The 19,310-nt window shown below is 70.0% G+C and carries 10 protein-coding genes (1 of these 10 only partly in view); 6 read left to right on the top strand and 4 right to left on the bottom strand.

Translation table 11 applies throughout. The annotated features are described in order from the left end of the window. Positions 1-12: 12 nt before the first annotated feature. From ACX114_RS27320 to ACX114_RS27310, 3 genes are all read right to left on the bottom strand, one after another. Complete coding sequence (locus tag ACX114_RS27320; protein ID WP_459289243.1) at positions 13-1,785, bottom strand: M61 family metallopeptidase; 1,773 nt, start codon at positions 1,783-1,785, stop codon at positions 13-15. Positions 1,786-1,819: 34 nt separating this feature from the next. Next, complete coding sequence (locus ACX114_RS27315) at positions 1,820-3,184, bottom strand: RsmB/NOP family class I SAM-dependent RNA methyltransferase (protein ID WP_459300301.1); 1,365 nt, start codon at positions 3,182-3,184, stop codon at positions 1,820-1,822. A 528-nt stretch (positions 3,185-3,712) separates the two neighbouring features. Continuing rightward, positions 3,713-5,383, bottom strand: a complete 1,671-nt coding sequence (locus tag ACX114_RS27310; protein WP_459289241.1) for a metallophosphoesterase — start codon at positions 5,381-5,383, stop codon at positions 3,713-3,715. A 556-nt stretch (positions 5,384-5,939) separates the two neighbouring features. On the opposite strand from ACX114_RS27310, the gene ACX114_RS27305 reads away from it, so the two are divergent. The 4 genes from ACX114_RS27305 (at position 5,940) to ACX114_RS27290 (ending at position 8,580) form a co-directional block, all read left to right on the top strand. Continuing rightward, positions 5,940-6,227, top strand: a complete 288-nt coding sequence (locus ACX114_RS27305; protein WP_459289239.1) for a toxin-antitoxin system YwqK family antitoxin — start codon at positions 5,940-5,942, stop codon at positions 6,225-6,227. A gap of 572 nt (positions 6,228-6,799) precedes the next feature. Further along, entirely contained in the window at positions 6,800-7,369 is a 570-nt protein-coding gene (locus ACX114_RS27300; protein WP_459289237.1) for a hypothetical protein, read from the top strand. Between the two features lie 22 nt (positions 7,370-7,391). Further along, on the top strand, positions 7,392-7,823 hold the full coding sequence (locus ACX114_RS27295; protein ID WP_459289235.1) for a hypothetical protein: 432 nt from the start codon (positions 7,392-7,394) through the stop codon (positions 7,821-7,823). 211 nt (positions 7,824-8,034) lie between these two features. Further along, positions 8,035-8,580: a hypothetical protein gene (locus ACX114_RS27290; RefSeq protein ID WP_459289233.1), complete on the top strand. Its 546-nt coding sequence runs from the start codon at positions 8,035-8,037 to the stop codon at positions 8,578-8,580. Between the two features lie 48 nt (positions 8,581-8,628). Here the strand turns inward: ACX114_RS27290 and ACX114_RS27285 are convergent, their stop codons facing one another. Beyond that, positions 8,629-9,585: a peptidyl-prolyl cis-trans isomerase gene (locus ACX114_RS27285; protein ID WP_459289231.1), complete on the bottom strand. Its 957-nt coding sequence runs from the start codon at positions 9,583-9,585 to the stop codon at positions 8,629-8,631. Between the two features lie 302 nt (positions 9,586-9,887). Here ACX114_RS27285 and ACX114_RS27280 point away from each other — a divergent pair, with 302 nt between their 5' ends. Then, the gene (locus ACX114_RS27280; RefSeq protein ID WP_459289229.1) at positions 9,888-10,673 is read left to right on the top strand and encodes a peptidylprolyl isomerase; all 786 of its coding nucleotides are present in this window, start codon (positions 9,888-9,890) and stop codon (positions 10,671-10,673) included. 28 nt (positions 10,674-10,701) lie between these two features. Continuing rightward, a protein-coding gene (locus ACX114_RS27275) for an Ig-like domain-containing protein (protein ID WP_459289227.1) crosses the window boundary here: on the top strand, positions 10,702-19,310 show its 5' end (the start). Its footprint extends 21,079 nt past the window's final position; only the first 8,609 of its 29,688 coding nucleotides appear in the window; it begins with the start codon at positions 10,702-10,704; its stop codon lies off the right edge, out of view.

Below are 19,310 nucleotides of genomic sequence, written 5' to 3'. Positions count from 1 at the left end.
GCGGCCCCAAGCCTACGCCGGGCCGGGAGTCTCGTCCCAGGGGGCGCCCAGCCACGCCTGGAACGCGGCCTTCTGCGCGTCCGTGGGGCGCTCCACGCGCTGGAGCCACGCGGCGTCCGCGGGCTTCTGGCCCAGGACGACCGGCACCTCCAGCAGGCGGTCGCGGCGGAACAGCGTCACCCGCACGGTGTCGCCGGGGCGCTTGTCCTCGCAGCGGGCGATGAGCCCCGCGCCGTCCACGCGCCAGCCGTCCAGCGCCACCACGTCGTCCTCCGGATACAGGCCCGCCTCCAGCGCGGGCGTGCCCTCCGGGACGGTGGACAGCGTCGAGGAGCCGCGCACGGTGACGCCCAGCCAGCCCCTGGGCTTGGGCTCGCCCTTGAGGCGCGGCGGCGTGCCGCCCTTGTCGTTGGGGGCCTCCCGCACGCGGAAGGACACCTCCAGCCCCACGTGCGCGAAGACGCCGTAGTCCAGGTCCTCCGTGGAGCGCACCGCCCGGTCGAAGAAGGGCGTCAGGTCCACGCCCGCGACCTCGCTCGCGGCCCGCTCCACGCCGTCCTCCGGGACGCCGGAGCCGTCGCCGTGGCGTTGCCACAGGAGCCGCATGACATCATCCAGGCACTTCGCGTCGCCGGTGGCGCGGCGCACCTCCAGGTCCAGCAGCGCGCACACCACCTCGCCCTTCAGGTAGTAGGAGATGGCGCTGTTGGTGGAGTGCTCGTCCGGGCGGTAGTGCTTCACCCAGCTGACGAGCGACGCCTCCGTGAGCGTCTGCACGCGGCGGCCCGGGGTGGAGTGCAGCAGGGAGAAGGTCTCCCCCAGCCGGGCCAGGTAGCGCGTGGGGGACATCAGGCCCGCGCGGCGCACGAAGAGGTTGTCGTAGTAGGCGGTGCCGCCCTCGAAGGCCCACAAGAGCGAGGTGTAGTTCTCCTGCGAGTAGTCGAACGGCACCAGCGCGCGCGGCTTCACCCGCTTGATGTTCCACAGGTGGAAGTACTCGTGCGCCACCAGCGTGAGGAAGTCCTCCCAGCCCCGGTGCGAGGACAGGCCCGTGCGCGGGAAGAGCAGCGCGGTGGAGGCCTGGTGCTCCAGCCCGCCTCGGCCCTTGTCGGTGAGGTAGACGAGGAACAGGTATCGCTTGAGCGGCAGGCCTTCGTACATGCGCGCCTGGGCCTCGCAGATGCGCTGCATGTCCGCGCACAGCCGCTCCGGGTCCGGCACGCTGTCGCCCCACACCACCACTTCGTGAGGCACGCCCGCGGCGGTGAAGGTGAGCGGCGTGTGCGGGCCCACCTCGAAGGGGCTGTCCACGAGCGTGTCGTAGTCCGGCGCGTGGAAGGTGGCCCCTTCCGAGTCCAGCGCGCAGAACGTGCGCCAGCCCTGCGGCGCGTCCACGGTGACGTGGTGGGGCAGGGCGCGCGTGGCTTCCGTGTAGAGGAACACGGTGGCGCCGTTGAAGTAGGCGTGGCTGCCGTCCAGGTGGCTGGTGCGCACGGACAGCTCGTTCGCGTAGACGCGGTAGCGCAGGGTGACAGCCTGCCCCTTCGCGTCCACGCGCCAGGTGCGCTTGTCCACGCGGCGCACCGGCAGGGGCTGTCCCTCCGGTCCCTGCGCGGTGACGTCCTGCACCTGGCGGGCGTACTCGCGCACCAGGTAGCTGCCCGGCGTCCACACCGGCATCACCGCGTCCAGCACGTCGGGACCGGCGGGGAAGCTCGCCTCCACCTCGAACAGGTGCGCATGCGGACGGGGCATGGCGACGCGGTAGTGGACGGCGAGCGGCATGGACGGAGGGCCTTTCTGGAGGGGGACGGCGGGGTTACTTCGCCTTGACGAGCACGGCGCCGAAGAAGCCGTCCGTGCCGTGGGTGTGCGGAGCCAGACGCAGGTACGGGCCGGGGCCGAGCTTCCCGCCCAGCTCCGCGCCCAGCACCTCCGCCACGGGGCGCACGCTGAAGTCGGGGTGCTTGGAGAGGAAGTCCTCGACCACGTCCTCGTTCTCCTCGCGCAGCACGCTGCACGTGCCGTAGATGAGCCTGCCGCCGGGCTTCACCAGCATGGCGAAGCGCGCGAGCAGGGCCTTCTGCCGGCCCACGTGCATCTCCAGGTCCTCCGGCGTGAGGCGGTAGCGCGCGTCCGGCTTGCGGCGGAAGGTGCCGGTGCCGCTGCACGGCGCGTCCACCAGCACGCGGTCCGCCTGGCCCTTGAGCGGCGTGAGCGCGGCGTCTGCGTCCGGGCCCTCGTGGGGGATGAGCTGCGTGCGCACGTTGTGCACGCCGGCGCGGCGCGCGCGCTTGCGCAGGTCCTCCATGCGGCCCTCGTCCACGTCCAGCGCGTGCAGGTCGCCGCGGTTCTTCATCTGCGCGGCCAGCTGCAGCGTCTTGCCGCCAGCGCCCGCGCACGCGTCCACCACGCGGGTGGGCGGCGCGTCCACGAGCATGCCCAAGAGCTGGCTGCCCTCGTCCTGGATTTCGAACCCCCCGTCCTTGAAGTCCTGGAGGGAGAAGAGGTTGAGCCGCGTCTCCATGACCAGTCCGAAGGGGGACAGGTTCGTGGGCTTGGTGGACTCCACGTCCTCCGCGGCCAGGCGCTCCTGGAGCTGGGCACGGTCGCCCTTGAGCGTGTTGGCGCGGACGATGAGCGGGGCGCGCTCGTTCATGGCCTCGGCGGCGCGCGCGGCGTCCTTGCCGAAGACGGCGCGGAAGCGGCCCGCGAGGAAGTCCGGCAGCGACGCGGCGATGGGGAAGCGCTTCTCTTCCGGCAGGGCGTCCAGGTCCGCGGCGGCGTCCGGCAGGCGGTCGAGCACGGACAGGTCCGGGCCGGTGAGCCCGCTGGAGCGCGCGACGTAGGTGGGGTCCTCGCCGTGGAGGATGCGGGACGCGGCGAGCCGCATGACGTCCTGGCGCGTGGCGTCCAGCGCGTCGAACTTCCGGTGCGACTTCTCCAGGAGGAAGTCCACGGTGCGCTGGCGGCGCAGGAGGGCGTAGACGCGCTCGGCCACGGCGCGGCGCTCGGTGGAGTACAGGGCCGTCTTGCGGCGCAGCACGAACTCCAGGGCGCGGTCGGACAGGCGGCCCTCGCGGCGCACGCCGCCGTAGGCCTCCAGACACGCCTGGAGGACCAGGTCCTCGCGCAGGGGGCGGTTGGGGTTGGGGCGCGCGCGTTCATGCTGGGCGCGGCTCAGCTTCGGTTTGTCAGCGCGTCCACCGGCGTCCTTGCGCTTCTTCGGCGCGCCAGGGCGGGACGTACGGGGCCCGCCGGACTTGGGGGCGCCGCCGCGGGAAGGTCCAGGCTTACGAGTCGTGGCCATGTCTCATGGGGCCTTTGCATTCCCCGGGTAGCGTTGACAAGCAGGGAACGCAAAAGACGCCCCCGGAAGCCCCAGGAGGGGCCGGCCGGAGGCGTCTGGGCACCACTTCAGGCTTTTCCGGGCCTGGGCCTCCGGGAGGCCCGCCGCCCGCCCGGATGGGTCCAAAACCTGTCCGACAGTCGGACCGGCTCGCGGGCCCCGGCCGGGCAGCGGCCCGGGGGGCGGCGCCGGTCGTCCAAAACCTGTCCGACAGTCGGACAGGTTTCAGCGACGCGGTCGGAACAGCAGCCCACCTCGGGGGGCGGCCTGGCTGGGGCGGTTGCCCAGGCGCGGGCCGGGGCGGCCGGGGACGAAAACCTGTCCGACAGTCGGACAGGTTTCCGCGGTCCGCCTCCGGGGGGCTCAGCGGTTCCGGCGCCGGCGGCGCACGAGCCCGGCCACGAGGGCCGCAGCGGCGGGAATCAGGGCGGCGGACGGGCCGGCGGCGCAGCCACCGCCTCCGTTCGAGTCATCCCCCGGCGTGACGCCCGGCGTCGTGGGCGTGCCCGGAACCTCGGGGCGGGGGTCGGGGTCGGACGGCGTGGTGCCAGGGTCCTCACCCGTGCCGGTGCCGGGGTCGGTCCCGGGGTCGGTCGTTCCGTTGGACGTCACGGTGACCACGGTGGTGGCCGTCAGCGGGGCGGCGCCCTGGACGGTGGCCGTGGCCGTCACGGTGTAGGTGCCGGCCCGGGCGAAGACGTGCTGGACCTGGGGGCCTTCCGCCGTGGCGCCGTCGCCGAAGTCCCAGGTGACGGTGGCGCCGGACTGGGAGGCCGTCGCGGTGAACGAGGCCGTGAGGGGCGCGGCACCGCTGGCGTTGTCCACGGCGACGTTCAGCGTGCCCTGGGGCTGCTCAGGCTGCGCGGGCAGCGTCTTGGAGAGGGTGAACGAGTCCAGGACGCCGCCGTCCGTCTTCACGAGCTTCGCGGTGAGGTTGCCCTCGACGACGTCCACGTCGAGGAAGCCGTGGGCCGCGTCGTCGCGGATGACGCTCCAGGAGGGGCGGGACGTGGCGAACGTGCGCAGCGTGGCGCCGCCGCCACCGACGACGAGGTAGGGGATGCCCGTCTCGCTCTTGCCGGCCTCGGCGTCGCCGAGCATGGGCTTGCTGCGCTCGTAGTCATGGTCATGGCCGGTGAGGACCAGGTCCACGCCGTACTTCTCGAACAGGGGGCCGAACTGGCGGCGCATGGTGAGCTGCGAGCCGTGCTCGCCGCTGGACCAGGACGGGTGGTGGAAGAAGACGACCTTCCACGGCTGCGTGGTGGCGGCCAGGTCCTTCTCCACGAACGCCTTCTGCGCGGCGAGCGTGCACTTGGACGCGGACGCCAGGCCCACGGCGCAGTTCGAGTCGATGGACACGAAGTGCACGTGCCCCCAGTCGAACGAGTAGTAGCGCTCCGAGCCCTCCGGGTTGTTGGTGGGCAGGTAGAGGTTGTCCAGGTAGGGCTGGGCCTCGTTGGTCACGTACTCGTGATTGCCGGGCGTGGCGAACATGGGCACCTGCGACAGCAGGGCGGCCATGGGGGTGAAGAGGTTGGTTTGGAACTCGGACTCGGTGCCGGACGCGTAGGCATTGTCACCCAGGGCGACGAAGAGCTCCGGCTTGTTGGTGAGCATGGAGGCGGCGACCTTCTTCTGGTCGCTGCCACCGGTGCCGAAGTCGCCCACCGCGGCGAAGTGCACGCGCCGCGTGCCGGGCACGGGGGCGGTGGTGAACGTCTTCGCCGGGGTCGTTTCACCGCAGCCGTCCACGGAGTACGTATAGGAGGTGGCGGGAGACAGGCCGGTGAGGACCACGGCGTGGATCTTCGCGCTGGCCGAGGACTTCGCCGTCTGGCTGGTGTTGCCCACGCCGTAGCGCACCTGCGCGCTGGAGCAGTTCGACGACAGCCGGAACGCCACGGTGGCCGTGTCGGGGCCCACCTTCTGAAGGTAGGGATCACGCGGCAGGGCGAGCGCGTCACACGAGGCGAAGCCCCCCACGAAAAGGGCAGCCAGGCCAGCGAGCGATAAAGACTTCGTCCGGTCCATGAATCCTCCGGCCCGAGACATTCGGGACGGGGGCGCAACCGTTCATCGCTCAACGATCATCCAGAAATCAGGTGCACGGGGGTAGGCAGGAGAGCGGGCGCCCGGTGAGGCAAAAAGGCAGACGGACAGGCCTGCGTCGCATGTTTCAGGGAAGGCGGAACGGAGCGGCGCCTTGCGGCGTCCGGAGGCTGCGTTACCCCTGAATCCATGACCGAAGTCCACTCCCAGACCCGAGAGTACACCCTGCCAGCCGGGTGCCCCGTGTGCGAGTCGGACCTGCCGGTGCGGGTCACCGCGACCGGTCCGAACGCGGTCTGCAGGCACTGCGGCTGGATGGGGCGTCCGTTCATCACGGTGACGCACGACGGCTTGCGCGTGTCGTACGATGACGCCGCGCGGGCCTGAGCGTCGGCGCGACCGTGCCCGATGCGACTCAAGACCTACGATGACCTCACGTGGGACGCCGAGCAGGTCTTCCTCAACGACGCGCCCTTCACAGGGTCCGTCTACGTAGAGTCCAGCTCGGGCATCCCCATCGAGGAAACCTTCTACGTCGATGGCTTGCGGCAAGGTCCCCGAACGCAGTTGGCACGAATCCGGATTGCTCGCGGAGGAGATGTTCTTCTGGCGCAACCGGTGGCACGGGACCTCACGTGCCTGGCTCGCCGACGGCACGATGATTGAGCACTGTGTCTACCTCCACGGCGTCTGTGTGGTGGAGCGGCGGTGGAGCCACTCGGGGCAACTGAAGAAGGACTGGCGCGCCTCACCGGATGACCCGTCCTTCGTTTTGATCGCCAGGATACGGGAGGCGGATGGCGACGGGCCTCCTATCGACTGGTGAACCGCACGTCCCGGTGGTTGCGGACCCGAAATGCCTGGAGACGCAGCGCCACGGAGGATCCAGGAACTGTTCGTCGGATAGGCTCAGGTCGAGCCCTCCGGAGGACAGATGTCGGCGACGCGGGTGGAGCAGACCGTCTGTGGAGATTGTGGCCGCGCGGTCGACCTGTATGGCGGGCAGTCCTCATTGGACGGCCTCCGGTACTGGGCCGCCTACCGGTGTGAGCACTGCGGCGGCCAGTTGGAGATGGACGGCATCGGGATGCCGCCGGAGTCGTTTCGTCAGGCCCTGCTCCGGGAAGAGGGAACGTGGGCTGGACGTCCAGGCGTCGGGCGCTCACGCGATGCTGGCGCTGAAGCTGCTGCGGGAGGAACTGGGACTGTCCCTGGCCGAAGTGGGCGGCTTGAAGACCCGACTCCCGGGGTTGTCAGGGAAGGGACCCGCGTGGAGATGGAGTGGTTGAGGAAGCTCCTGGGCGCGAACGGTGTCACGTCGTCCGTGGTGAGAGCGGGGCTTGATGGACGTGAGTCTGGAAAGCCAGTCCCGTGACAGCACAGAGCCGAGACGTTCTCTTGTTCGAGCAGCGCCCCTTTGCGCTGATGTCCGTTCAGGGAACGGATTTGTTTGACCCGAGGCAAGAGGGGCTGGTGCCCCAATGCGTCTCGACCGGGTGCTACCGGGGATTCGACTGCGTCTATCGGATCGACGAGAAGCGGCTCTTGCTTGAGTCATTCAGCATTGGCCTGAAGCCGCTGGAGCGGCTGAAGGTCAAATATGGAAAGGGGACGGTTCTTCGAGGTCAGCCGCCCCACCTCAAGGAAGACGCGTTTCTGGCTGTCTACGCGGGGCTCGGCTGGCACGTCCCATTTACCGGAGGACTGGTGGTGGCGCGTGACTTCATTCCAGGGCTTGCATCCCGAGCAGAGTCCCTCATGCGCCGTGTCTCGTCGCCCATCTGGATGTTCAGCGTGGTGCATGAGCTCCGCTTCGTGGAGGGCCAGTGGACCGGGTCTCTTGACTGCTCCAGTGCCATGGAGACCCTCCGGCATCGCATCGCAGCGGAACCTGATGGGGACGAGCACGAGGTTCATCGGTTCCTCGCGAACACGTTCCGTCGGAGCTATCGCGGCCTCGAGTGGTGAACCGGGTCTTCTCGGAGGGTGGATGGATGTCCTGACGCTGTCCCTTGAACACGTGACGGACGGACGGAGCGTCCTGTTGGACGGCATCCGCTTTTCGGATGTGGCCTTCGTGGGGATCTGCATCGACGGTGAAGAGCTACGAGCCCGCCCTCAGCTCAGCGACGCCGTGGTGGTCTTCGATGAACTGGAGCGCAGCGCGACCGGCTCTGGGCGCTACTTGATCTTCACGTGCGCCTGCGGCGTCGCGGAGGACGGTGGGTGGGAGGGCGTGGACGTGGAACATGGCGAATCGAGCGTATGCTGGACGTTCGAGGTCGCCTCCGAGTCCTTCCGCTTCGTCTTCGACCGGGCGCACTACGTGGAGGAGATCGCCGCGCTCCGAACGAAGCTGGCTCAGGAGGTCTTGCCCCTGGATCCGCGCGGCGCCGTTTTTCCAGAGGGATTCAAGAGATGAGTAGGTCTTCGGCCGTTTTGAGCTGGAGGCGTGAGATCGACAGGTTGGCTCGGGGCCACCAGCAAATGTTTCCAAAGGCCACGAGGAGCAGTGAGTTGGTTCGAACTCTGTACGCTCACCGGCTGCTGCTTGGACCGAGACCTGGACTTGTTCTGAAGGTTTCCGCGCCGTAGGCACGGGCGGCCCATGGTTTCAGTTGGAGATGACGCCCATGTTCCTTGAGAAGCTCTGGCGGTGGTGGTTGGAAGGGGGCGCTACGCTTCCCATCGACCGACTCAAGCGCGCTTCACGGCTTCTGCCGGAAGAGGCGTTCATGATCGACGGACTGCACTACACCCGGTCCGACGTGGAGCGGTGGCTGGAACTGCAGGAGGAGGAGATCCTGATCTCGGTCCTGGGCGGTCTCGGAGACCATTACGAGTCAGAGCGAGCGCCGCTTCCTGGCGAATTCTGGGAGGAATTGCGCCAGGCGGCTCGGGAGTTGGGCTTTTCGGAAATCCTGGCGGATTACCTGCCCGGTGCTCAGTTGCCGCCTTCAAATCAGGCGCGGTTCATTGCCGCGGATGAGGCTGGGGACTTTGTTGCCATGCGCGACTCGGGCCGGACGCCGGTCGAGATTGGTGCCGCGGCGATTCGCCTGGGGGGTTCCAAGATTGATGTGGTTCGGCTCCTGCGTGGGCTGTTTGGATTTGAGCTCGGACGCGCAGTGTCCATCTATTCCGAAGCAGAGGCGGCCGCGCGCGATCAGCGCGTTTGACGTGAGGGCGGTGGGCGTGGCCGCGTCATGACCACGCCCCCTGCTTCGTCAGGGCGCGGATTTCGTGACGCCCAGGCCGTCCTTGTCGACAGACAGACTTCCAAGCACCTTGTCGTCGACCTCCACCTTCGTCTTGCTCATCAGCCCGGCCACCAGGTCATCCATGGACTTCGCGCGCTTGTCCGCCATGAGGCGGCTTTCGATGCGCGGCTTCACCTGGTCCACTGTCTGGGAGAAGCCCGGCTGACGGGCCACGAGCTTCAGCAGATGCATGCCGCGGGGGGAGGCCACCAGTCCCACCTCGCTCAGGGTCTGAAGTCCAAAGGCCGCGTCCGCTACCGGCTGGCCCCACCTCGCCGCCAACTCCTCTCTCGTCAGCAACCCCAGATCCCCGCCCGCATCGCGCGATGCCGCGTCGTCCGAACGCTTCCGGACCTGCTCCCCGAACGCGGTCTTCACCGGCCCCGCCTCCTGCTTGCGCACGTCCGCCAACAGCTTGTCGGCTTCCGCCTTCACCGCCCCCCGCTTCGGATCGCCCTCCGCGGAGGCCAGGAAGACCTGGCTGACTCGCACCTTCTCAGGCCGGGAGAACTCCGCCAGGTGCTCTTGATAATACTTGCGGACCTCCTCGTCGGTCGGAGGCGCCGGCACCACGCTCGTGGCCTGCTTCTGGACCAGCCGTTGGACCAGCAGCTTCTCCACCGCGGCCTGGAACTCAGGGTCCTTTTCCAATCCCTGGCGTCTGGCTTCCTGGGCCAGCACCTCGAAACGCACCAGATTGTCGAGGAACTCCTTCTTCATCTCCAGCGAGCCATAGCGAGCACGAATCAGGGGCGGCTGCTCCTCCATCCTGGCGCGGAATTCACTCACCGTGATGGCGCCTGGACCCACCCGGGCCACGACTGGGTCATTCGCGCTCCCCTCCTGGGACGTTTCTGAACCCTTGCATGCGTTCAGCAGCAACAGGGCTGTTGTAGCCGTCGCGGCGATTTTGGCGATATTCATGGAATGCAAATCCTGACGGGAATTCCGGCGAGCCTGGGCCCCAACGCCCGGCTGCGAGTCGGGACGAACCGTAACAAAGCCTCCGCGCGAAGTTCAAACGCGTCAGGGGCGGCTGCTATTGCTGCTCAAGTGCCAGATCGTGCACACTCCGCCAGTCTTCACCGCCTCAGAGGAATCCTTTGCAATCGCCTGTGCGCGCCCTCCAAGGCGTGGTCCTGCTGTTCGTGCTGTGCTCCTGCGAGGGTCAACCTGGCGGTGTTCCGGCGTCCCCTGCGTCCAGGGCGCCGCTTCCTCGTGAGCTGGTGGCGCGTTTCGACGGCGGCGTCGTCACCCGGGAGGAGATGGAGCGGGAGGCACGACGGCTTCCTCCGGCGCTGCGTGAGCAGTTCGTGAGCGAGGCCGGTCAGCGGGAGTTCGCCTGGTCGCTCGTGGACAAGCGCTTGCTGGTGGAGGAGGCGAAGCGCCGGGGGCTTTCCAGCCGGGAGGAGATCGCCCGGCAGGTGCGCGAGCTGGAGGAGCGGCTCATCGTGCAGGAGCTCCTGGCGGAGGAGACGAAGGCGGCTGGGACTCCGGGTGAGCAGGAATTGCGCGCTTGGTACGAGGCGAACCGGGATGTGTTCGCTCAGCCGGAGCGGCTCCACCTGGGGCGCGTGCTGGCCCGCTTCGAGAACCCGGGCAACGCGGCGGACCGGGCCCGGGCTCGCGGCCGCGCGGAACAGTTCGCGCGGCGGCTCCAGGCGAAGGAGCCGCTCTCCCAGGTGCAGTCCAGCGGGGATGGTCCCGAGCGCGCGCGGGGCGGCGACCTGGGCCTGTTCGCGCGTGGGGAGTTGCCGGAGCGCCGGTTGGAGGATGCCGCGTTCGCGCTCCAGACACCGGGGCAGGTCTCCGCGGTGGTGGAGACGGCGGAGGGGTTCGCGGTGCTGCAGCTGCTGGAACGGCGTCCCGCGCGGACGCCGCCGTTCGAGGAAGTGCGAGCGGAGGTCGAGGGTCGGGTGGCGCCAGTGCGTCAGCGCAAGGTGTTCGATGCGCTGCGCGCGCGGCTGCGGAGTGGTTCGGACGTGCAGGTCGAGGTCACGGCGCGTCCCTGACGCGCCGGCGGGAGAGGGGGAAGTACCCATGGAGCGTTTCTCCACACCGCGCCTGCGGGCGCTGGCGCTGATTCTCGCACTGGGCTGCGCCCTGCCGGGCCTTGCCCTTGCACAGTCGGCGCCCTCGGTGTCGTCCATCCATCCCCTGCGCTCATTCCAGCCGGGGGCCCGTTCGGTCGAACTGGGCTTTGACGTCGACGGCGCCGCGTCGCAGGTAGCCGTGGGCATCAAGGGCACCTCCGCCTCCAAGGGCGTCTTCGTGGACCTGGCGCGCGTGGTGGTCCCGCGCGACCAGGCAGGCGCGGTCCCCTTCCACGTGCTCCTCCCGCTGTCGCAGCCGTTCCCGGCGGACGGCCGGCTGGAGGTGACCGCGTCGCCCGTGGCGGATCAGGGGACGACCGTCTCTCCGGTGCAGGTCGTCTTCGACGCCACCCTGCCACCCCCGGCCTTTGCTCCAGACGCGGTGGGGGCCCGGGCTTCCCAGGACACGGGCCAACTGCTGGTGGACGTGGCCTTCCAGGGAAGCGTGGCGCGCGCGGAGCTGACCGTGATGGGGGCCTCCTCGGCCCTCCTGCGCACCGTGAAGGGCGACCTGGCGGAGGTGGAGTCGCATGCGTTCGCGGTGGGGCGCCGGCTGGTCGCCTACCCACGCGTTTCCACTCCGGGCCACGTGGCGTTCGCGGTGCCGGTCCAGGGGGGGCGCATTCCTCCGGATGGCGTGGTGGTGGCGGATGTGTCGCTGATGGATGCCTTCGGCCGCACGGTGCACACCTCCACGGTGGAGTTCACGGACTCGACCGCCTTCGATCCGCTCCTGACCCTGCGCGCCAGCCCGAAGCCGCTCCTGCTGTCGGAGGGCTTCGGGCAGCGGGTGCCCCTGAAGGTGACGGCGGTCTTCGCCATCGCGGGCGAGGTGGATGTCAGCGGCGCGCTCAATGGCGCCACCTATGAGTCGGACGACCCGGCCGTGGCCATGGTCACGCGAGACGGCCAGGTCGTGGCGCGTGCGAACGGGCAGGTCACCGTGCGCGTGCACTACGCGGGGGCCACGGAAGCCGTTCCCGTGATCGTGGACTCCAGCGCGACCCTGGCGTCCCTGGAGCTCATCCCCGCGCCGCCGGCGACGGCCGCCTCCATCGAGCGGGTGGGCGGGACGCTGCAACTGCAGCTACGGGGCCGGCTGTCCAATCAACAGTGGGTGGACCTCACGTCGTCCGCGCTGGGGACGCAGTGGCGCGTGGAGGACCCGACGCGGCTGCAGGTGTCGCCTGAAGGCCGGGTCACGTCGCTCAAGGCCCAGCCGTCGCTCGTGTTCGCCAAGCATCCGGATCAGCCAGAGGTCTCCCTCCTGGTGGATGCCCGGGACGCGTTCCCGGAGGTGAAGCTGAGCGCGCCCGCGTCCGTGGTGGCCGGCGGCGAGGTGGAAGTGAAGGCCGTGGCCACCGACGACGTGGGCGTGGCGCGGGTGGAGTTCCTCGTCAACGGCGTGCCCACGGTGACGGACACCTCCGCGCCGTTCACCCTCCAGCTCAAGGCGCCCTCCACGGCCGGGTCCACCCTGGTGCTGAGCGCCCGCGCGGTGGACACCGCGAACCAGGTGACCCCCTCCACCGAGCTGCGCATCCCGGTGACGGCCGCCCCGGCTCCCAGCAGCCGCATCCTCGTCTATGACGCTCCCACGGCGGGGCAGGTGCTGATCGCCGGTCTGCCCCAGACGGTCCGCGTGACGAGCGGCGACTGGAAGAGCGGCGAACTGACGGCGAACGACTTCCAGTCGGTCCGCTTCTCCGTGGACGGTGCTCCCCTGGGGCAGGCCTCCGCGCCCCGCGTGGAGGTCCGCTCGTTTCAAAACGAGAAGGGCGGAGTGCAACAGCTGCTGGTGCCGTTCTGGGAGGTGAGCTTCATCCCCCCGCTGACGGCGGCGGGGACGGGCGTCATCCTTCGCGCGGAAGCGGTGGACAGCGCTGGCGCTCCGGTGCCCTCGCAGGCCCTGCCGGTCCGCGTCGCGGCGGACTCCGCGCCGCTCGTCACCCTGAGGACGCCTGCCCGGTCCCCCGTGGACGTCACCGCGGGGGCCCCCTTCACCGTGAGCGGCGCGGTGGCGGATGACGCCCTGGCGTTCGGCGTGGACGTGCGCTTCCTCGTGAGGGGGGCGGTGGTCGCCACCCAGCGGCTCGTGAAGAGCACCTTCGAAGGCTCTCCGTCCGGCTCCGCGGACTTCTCCTTCCTCTGGACGCCTCCCGCATCGCTGCTGGACCAGACCGTACAGGTGGAGGTGCAGGCCATCGACGTGGGCGGAAACACGCGCAGCGCGGCCTTCGCGGCGAATGTGAAGTCGGACCGCCCGCCGCAGGTCAACATCGTCAGCCCCGGCGTCTCCGACCCCATCCTCGCGGGTTCCCGCCTGCTGCTCACGGCCGACGTGCTGGATGACTCGCCGCCGCCCATGCGGGTGAGCTGGTACGTGAACGGCGTGCTCGCGGGCCTGGCCAGCGAGCCTCCCTACGCCGCGGAGGCGCTCGTCCCCGAGGGCTCCGTCGGCCAGACGCTGGTCATCCGGGCCGTGGCGCGCGACTCCACCGGCATGGAGACGGCGGTGACGCGCAACGTGACCGTGTCTCCGGACCTGCTGCCGCCGGCGGTGTCCATCGTCACGCCGCTGATGAACGCCTCCGTGGTCACGAGCCAGGACCTGCTCGTCACCGTGGCCGGCCAGGATGACGTCGGCGTGCGGAAGGTGGAGCTCTTCCTCGACTCCGGGGACAAGCCTGTCTTCACGGACCCCGCCCCGGCGCGCAACGGCACCACGGTGGGGTCGTTCATCTCCCACTTCATCATTCCCAAGACCGCCATCTCCGCGGTGGGCAATCACACCCTGCGGGTGCATGCGACGGACGTCTCCGGAAACGTGGGCATCGCCCCGGAGGTCCGGTTCCAGTCCAATGCGGACAGCAAACCCACGGTCGCGTTCGTGCGTCCGCTCGCCGGGGCCACCGCGACGCTGGGCACGCGGCTGGAGGTGCTCATCAACGCGGCGGACGACGTGTCCGTGAACCAGGTGGAGCTCTTCCTGGGGAACGAATCGGTCGCGACCCTCACGGCGGCGCCGTACCGCTACGAACTCCTCCTGAAGGGCGTGGCTCGCACGGAGGTGCTCCGCGCGGTGGCCACGGACTCCGCCGGCCATACGGAAACGGTGTCCCAGAACCTCGTGCTGGTCGAGGACGACCAGGCCCCGCTCGTGGGCTTCCGTTCGCCCGCGGAGGGCGCGCGCGTCTTCTCCAGGGCCTCGCTGAGCGTGGAGGTGGTGGCGTCCGACAACGTCGGGCTGGCGTCGGTGGACCTGTATCGCGGCTCGAACCTCGTGGGCCACCTCACCTCGGGCGCCGTGCAGGGGCTCTACCAGGTCTTCACCTTCGCGGTGCCGCTGTCCCAGGCGGACGTGAACCAGGACGTGACGTTGCGCGCGGTGGCCACGGACAAGGGGTCCCCGGCTCGCACCGCGGAGCGGACCCTGACGGTCCGCGTGGTCCAGGACGCGCCTCCGACCGTGACCGTGCTCGCTCCACCGCCGGGCAGTCCCTATAAGGAAGGCGAGGACGTGCGGATGACGGTGTCGCTCAGCGATGACGACGGCGTCATCGGCTGGGTGGGCGTCTCTGGCGGCATCCCGCAGGGGACGTTGCCCACGGCGGGAGCGGCGCGGGACGTCAGCCAGCCGCAGACGGTGGTGGTGCGCGCGCCCATCGTCCACGCGGGCCAGCCCGCCACGGTGGGGGTCATCGCGCGGGATACGGCGAAGCAGGACTCGGACGCGGGCACGGTCACCCTGACCGTGGCGCACGACGTCCAGCCGCCCCGCGTGAGCCGGGTGGCGCCCACGACCGACACCGTGACGGTGACGGCCGGAGGCTCGCTGGGGCTTCGCGTGGAGACGCGGGATGACGTGAGGGTGTCCTCCGTGGCGCTCCTCCTGGATGGAAGCCCGTTGTCCCCGCCGGTCCTCCTGCAGAACGTCGAGGAGCGCTTCGACGAGGTGCGGACTCCGGATCCGCTGGGGCCGGGCACCGTGCTGCTGAGCCGTGAGTACGTGGGCACGTATGCGGGCACCGTGACGCTGCCCGCGCTGTCCCCCCAGAACTCGCACACCCTCACCGCGCGCGCCTACGACCCCGCCGGCAACCACGCCGACACGGTGGTGACCCTCCAGGTGCAGGAGAAGGTGGACCGTGAAGCGCCCCGCCTGACGATGTCCCTGAAGAACACCCCGGACGACGCCACGTGCGTCGCGGGCTCCACCGTGGAGCTGGTGTTGCAGGCCAGCGACGACGGACAGGTGACGTCGCTCGAGGCGCACCTGGGCAACACGCCGCTGACGCTGCCGGCCTTCACGCCCGGCACCTTCGTCACCGCCACCGTGTCCATCAAGCTGCCGGAGCTCGCGTCCGGCTCCCAGCCCCTGGTCTTCTCCGCCCGCGCGGTGGATGCGTCGGGCAAGGCCACGGAGCAGGTCCTCACCCGCGTGTTGCTGCCGGATGGCCCGCCTTCGGTGACGTGGCTCGCTCCCGCGGCGGGCGCGGACCTGACGGAGGAGCGTTCGGAGCGCCTCCAGGTGGAGCTGCGGGACGACGTGGCGGTGGCGTCCAGCTTCGCGGTGCTCGCCACGGCGGAAGCCACCGCCGTCGAGGGCGCCCCCGAGGCGTTCGACGTGGCGGCGCCGGGCGCCACCGGTGCCGGTCTGGCTTCGCACGTGACGTGGTTCGTGGGCGATGCGCGCACGGCCCAGTTGGACGTGGCGTCCGGGCGCGTACGCGTGGTGCCCCCCGCGGCGGGGCTGGGGAGTCAGGCCGGGCTCGCGAGGTTGAAGGTGACCGCGCCGCCGGCAGGCCAGTCCCTGAAGGCGCGCGTGGGGTACCGCTACCGGTTGAACGCGGGCGCGGAGGCCGCCGCGGAGGTGAAGACCTTCCTGGCGTCGCTGAACGCGGGACACCGCGTGGTCGAGTTCAAGGCGCCGTCCTACGAGGTGGACCTGGGGTTCCCCGCGAACCTCATGACGGTGGATGAAATCGACGTGGAGTTCATGGCCGGGAGCGAGCCGGCCGCTCCCGTGGACGTCCGCCGCACGCAGCTCGTGTACGAAGGCGCCTCGGTCCAGGTGCGGGCGGAAGTGGCCGGGACCTGGCTCGCGGTCGCGCGCTGGAGCGTCAGCGGTTCGGCGCCGGGCCGGGCGCTGCAACCGGTCACGCTCCTGAAGCCCGCGCTGGGTTGGGCGCCGAGCATGGCGGTGCTGACGGCGTTCGCGACCGATGCCCAGGGGCACCGGGCTCGCGCGGTGTCCCCGGTGCGCGTGCAGCCGGACCTGGAGGCTCCCGTGGCGGCGGTGCTCCAGCCCGCCAACGGAGCGTCGGCCGTCGCGGGCGTGCCCACTTCCGTGGTGCTGTCCTTCAAGGACAACGTGGAGGTGGAGTCCGCGGACCTGCTGGTGGACGGCGCGGCGCGCGAGTCGTTCACGCGCCCCACGGCTTCGGTCCAGCGCACAGTGGTGCTCCAGCCGACGGCCACGGGCGCGCCCGTGGCGTTGACGGTGGTGGCGCGGGACCGTGCGGGCAATGCCTTCATTTCGCCCGTGACCTTCGTGCATGTGCGCGCGGACACGGTGCCCACGGTGAAGTGGGTGAAGCTCGAGTCCTCCGTGGAGTCGGTCTCCGAGATGGAGCTGGGCAGCGGCCTCGTGAGGCTCGTGCAGGGCGTCAAGGCCACCCTGTCCCTGGAAGCCGCGGATGACGTGGGCGTCGTGAGCATCACGACGGCCTTCGGCGACGCTCCTTCCAGCACGCTCACGGTGGATCCGGCCCAGGCGAAGGTGTCGCACGAGGTGGAGTTCACGCCGCCCGCGTCCTGGGATGGCGCGCCGTCCGTGCTCAGCGTCATGGTGACGGACACCGCCGGCAAGGTGGGGGTGGGGCGGCTCGTGGTGGAGGGCCGCAAGCCCCAGGCCCCGGTGGTGGCGCTCGCCTCTCCCGCGCGGAACGCGAACCTCATCGAGGGCAGCATCCAGCTCTTCGTGGAGGCCCTGGCGGCGGATGACACCGGCGTCGAGAAGGTGGAGTTCTTCCTCAACGGCCAGTCCGCCCTCAAGGTCGAGGCGGCGCAGGGGAAGCCCATCGCCGTCCTGCAGGACGGGTACCTCAACGGGTTCCCGGTCCCCGTGAATACAAGCGTGCGCAAGGCCTACCAGCAGCTGCTCGGCTGCGATGAGGGCCCGGAGGTCACCCAGGAATGGACGGGCTGTGATGAGGACTCTCCATACCGGGACATCTCGCGGCTGAAGACCTACGGGGGCCGCGTGAGGCTTCCGCCGGGGTTCATCTCGCTGGATGCGTCTCGCACCCAGACGTACGTCGACGTGCGGGTGGTGGCCACCGACAAGGAAGGCCATGCCGCCGTCGTCGACCGCGCCACGCTGGTGATGGCGGACAGCAATCCGCCGTCCGTGCAGGTGCTGCTCCCCACCCTGAGCCAGGCGGTGGTGGAGAAGACGTCGTTCCGCGTGTCCGCGATGGCCTGGGACAACGTCTTCGTGAGCCAGGTGAAGCTGCTCGCGGGCCCCAGCCGCACGGAGCTCCAGGCGTTCCACACCGCCGGGGGCTTCCCGCTGGAGAACGCGGTCCCCTCGTCGGAAGTGGACGTCTACGCCCCGCTCATCACCGCGCAGGCGGTGGCGCCCGCGCTGCCCTCGTCGGGCGACGTGGACATGGCCTACTTCGTGGCCGCGGAGGCCCGGGACCTGTCGGGCAAGACGGCGACCTACATCCAGCCGTTCCGGGTGGTGAGGGATCGCGAGCCGTCGGTGGCCATCGTGTCCCCGCCGGATGGCCGGACCGTCGTGGAGGGAAGCGTCGTGCCGGTGGCCGTCGCCGCCGAGGACGACGTCGGAATCGCATCCGTGCAGCTGCGGGTGAACAACAACGACCTGCCCGCGGTGACGCAGCCGCCGTTCTCCTTCCAGGTGCATGTCCCGTCGGGCGCCCAGACGCTCTCGCTCCAGGCACAGGCCATCGACACGTATGGCCACAGTGTCTTCAGCCAGGTGGTCGTGCTGCCCGTGGGCCAGGATGCCCCGCCCACGGTCGCGGTGGCCCAGCCCCACAGTGGGGACACCCTCACCGAGGGCCGCGACTTCGCCCTCGTCATCGCGGCGCAGGACGACGTCGGCATCTCGTGGGTGGAGGCGGTCATCGAGGGCGGGGTGAACGGCCCCCTGCGCTACTCCGCGACGACGAAGCCGTACTCGTTCCGGGTCCCGCTGCCCTACGGATCCGCCAACCGTCCGCTCACCGTGCGCGCCCGCGCGAAGGACACGTTCGGGCACGAGGCCAATGCCCCGGTGGTGACGCTGAACGTCCAGGCGGATGAGCAGCCTCCCACCATCAGCTTCCTCACTCCGGCGAACAACTCGGAGATCGTGGCGGGCATGAACCTGGACCTGGAGGTGGTGGCGGACGACAACGTCGGCGTCTCCGCGGTCGTCTTCACGCTCAAGGACCAGCCGGCGGTGCCCCTGGCCACGATGCCGGTGGCGCCGTACCGCTTCACCTACCGGGTGAAGAAGGCGGACCTGGGCGAGGCCCTGACGTTCGTCGCCCGCGCGGTGGATACCTCGGGCAAGGCGGCCACGGCCGAGGCGAAGGTCGCCGTGGTGCAGGACAAGCCGCTGGCGGTGGCGCTCCAGGGCGCGAGCGACATGGTCGTGGGGCTGGACGCGGACTTCTCCGCGAAGGTGACCAACGAAAGCCTTGGCGTCGCGTACGCCTCGCTGCACCTGGGCCCGGAGGAGATCAACTCCACGGAGCTGGCCCGGCGCTACCTGCGGCCCTACGACTTCACCTACCGGGTGCCCGCGGCGTTGAATGGCCAGACGGTGCGCATGCGCGCCTACGTGCTGGACGTGGCGGGACGCTCGGCCTGGTCGCCGCCGCTGGACGTACTGGTCAAGGAGGACCAGAAGCCGACGGTGGCCCTCCAGAAGCCGCTCGCCGGAACCAACGTCTTCGACGGCGGTCGCATCCGCATCGAGGCGATGGCGCAGGACGTGGACAGCGGCATCAAGGAAGTCATCTTCCTGGTGGACGGCAAGCGGGTGGATGTCGCCCGGACTCCCGCGGGCATTCCGGGCGCACCGGATGTCTACGCGGGGACGTTCATCGCCCCCGTGGGCAGCCGCAACCGGCGCTTCTCCATCACCGCCGTGGCGGTGGACAAGGCCGGGCAGGAGACCACGTCCGCGCCGGTGGACGTGGGCACCGTGAGCGACACCGTCCCCCCCGACGTGGAGTTCGTGGATCCGCCCGAAGGCGACCTGGTGACGGGCGGCAGCCTCGTGACCCTGAGGGCCGCGGCCCGGGACAACGTCAAGGTGAACTCGGTGGGCTTCCACTGGGATGGCCAGCTCAAGGACTCCACGTCCGAGGCGCAGCCCGGGCCCTCGGGACGGCTGCTGCATGCGATCAACGTGCTGGCGCCGAACGACCAGGCTGGACAGGACGTGCCCCTCTTCGCGACCGCCAAGGACCCCTCGGACAACGTGGGCACCTCCCAGACCGTCAAGGTGGAGCTGGGCCTGCAGCCTTCGCCCGC

The organism is Corallococcus sp. M7 (assembly GCF_054512695.1).
The sequence above is the reverse complement of the archived record's forward strand: the minus strand, read 5'-3'. Positions and strand labels throughout refer to the sequence as shown.

Coding starts and splice junctions, on each gene's coding strand:
- ACX114_RS27320 (WP_459289243.1), bottom strand. CDS start 1,785: ATGCCGCTCGCCGTCCACTACCGCGTCGCCATGCCCCGTCCGCATGCG.
- ACX114_RS27310 (WP_459289241.1), bottom strand. CDS start 5,383: ATGGACCGGACGAAGTCTTTATCGCTCGCTGGCCTGGCTGCCCTTTTC.
- ACX114_RS27305 (WP_459289239.1), top strand. CDS start 5,940: ATGGCTTGCGGCAAGGTCCCCGAACGCAGTTGGCACGAATCCGGATTG.
- ACX114_RS27295 (WP_459289235.1), top strand. CDS start 7,392: ATGGATGTCCTGACGCTGTCCCTTGAACACGTGACGGACGGACGGAGC.
- ACX114_RS27290 (WP_459289233.1), top strand. CDS start 8,035: ATGTTCCTTGAGAAGCTCTGGCGGTGGTGGTTGGAAGGGGGCGCTACG.
- ACX114_RS27285 (WP_459289231.1), bottom strand. CDS start 9,585: ATGAATATCGCCAAAATCGCCGCGACGGCTACAACAGCCCTGTTGCTG.